This window comes from Aminobacter sp. P4_D5 (genome assembly GCF_056401815.1).
Genome location: NZ_JBFUIP010000960.1, coordinates 1 through 618, shown reverse-complemented (window position 1 = coordinate 618; position 618 = coordinate 1). Strand labels below are relative to the sequence as shown.

The 618-nt window shown below is 75.4% G+C and carries 1 protein-coding gene; it reads left to right on the top strand.

Features of this window, described 5'->3' with window-relative positions; translation table 11 throughout:
* A partial coding sequence (locus AC1DWF_RS36065) for a gamma-glutamyltransferase (RefSeq protein WP_476843250.1) occupies positions 1–618 on the top strand: 618 nt, incomplete at both ends.

The window sequence follows — 618 nt, the reverse complement described above, 5'->3', positions numbered from 1 at the left end:
GGAGGTGCTGCGCGCGGGCGGCTCGGCGGCCGATGCGGCGGTGGCGATCTCGCTGACGCTGGGCGTCGTCGAGCCTCACATGTCCGGGCTCGGCGGCGATGGCTTCTATCACCATTGGTCGGCGAGCACGGGCAGCGCGGAGACCTATGCCGGCACCGGTCAGGCGCCCCAGGCCGCGACCGTCGCGCGCTACCGCGCCGAAGGAGGCATCCCCGTTTCCGGCCCGCTCTCGGTGCAGACGCCGGGCAAGGTGGCGGGACTCGCTGCGCTGCATGCGGCGCAGGGTGCGCGGCCCTGGCCCGCGCTGTTCGGCCCGGCCATCGAGGCCGCGCGCGACGGCTTCGCCGCCACCCACGCGCATCGCCATTTCTGCGACGAGAACCGCAGGAAGCTGGACGCCGATCCGACCAGCGCCGCCCTCTTCCTGCCCCGCGGCGCACCGCCCGCCCTCGGCGCGCTCGTGACGCAGCCGGCGCTGACCGAGACCCTGCAGCGCCTCGCCGCCGATGGCCCCGAAGCCTTCTTCGGCGGCTCGCTGGCGCGCGACCTCGCCGCGGACTTCGCCGACGCCGGCACGCTGGTCGCGCTCGGGGATCTCGGCGCGGTGAAGCCGCAGAT